The 384-nt window shown below is 84.1% G+C and carries 1 protein-coding gene; it reads right to left on the bottom strand.

Annotation, left to right across the window (positions count from 1 at the left end):
• Window positions 1–384, bottom strand: a 384-nt coding sequence (locus FHN55_RS22215) for a hypothetical protein (protein ID WP_139714565.1), incomplete at both ends; no start/stop codon positions are given.

The following is a 384-nucleotide window of genomic DNA, read 5'->3' as shown; positions in this document are numbered from 1 at the left end:
GTCACCGGGCGCGCGCCGTCCACGCCGTCGAGCCCGGCCAGCAGGGCGCGCAGCTCGGCCTCGGCACCACCGGCTGGACCACCGCCCGCAGCGGCACCGCCCGCAGCGGCGGCGCGGGCCGCCCGGCGCCCCCCGGCGGCCGGCGCGCGCCCGGCCTCGCCCCGGGCACCGGGCAGCACCACGAGGTCAGCCCGGCCCGCCGCCTCGTGGCGCAGGAGCCGCAGGGCGTCCACGGCGGCGTCGAGCGACTCCACCACGACGGCCTCGGCGAGGTCGCCGAGGGCCGCGGTGGCCACGTCCTCCGAGCCCGCCTCGACGTGCAGCTGGCCGGCCACGGCGCCGAGCACGCCCGGCAGGCGCGCGCCCGCGGCCACCAGCGCGCCG

The organism is Streptomyces sp. NP160, assembly GCF_006335115.1.
Classification (GTDB): domain Bacteria; phylum Actinomycetota; class Actinomycetes; order Actinomycetales; family Quadrisphaeraceae; genus Quadrisphaera.
Note: the sequence above shows the minus strand (reverse complement) of the source record. Positions and strands in the feature narration are given on the sequence as shown.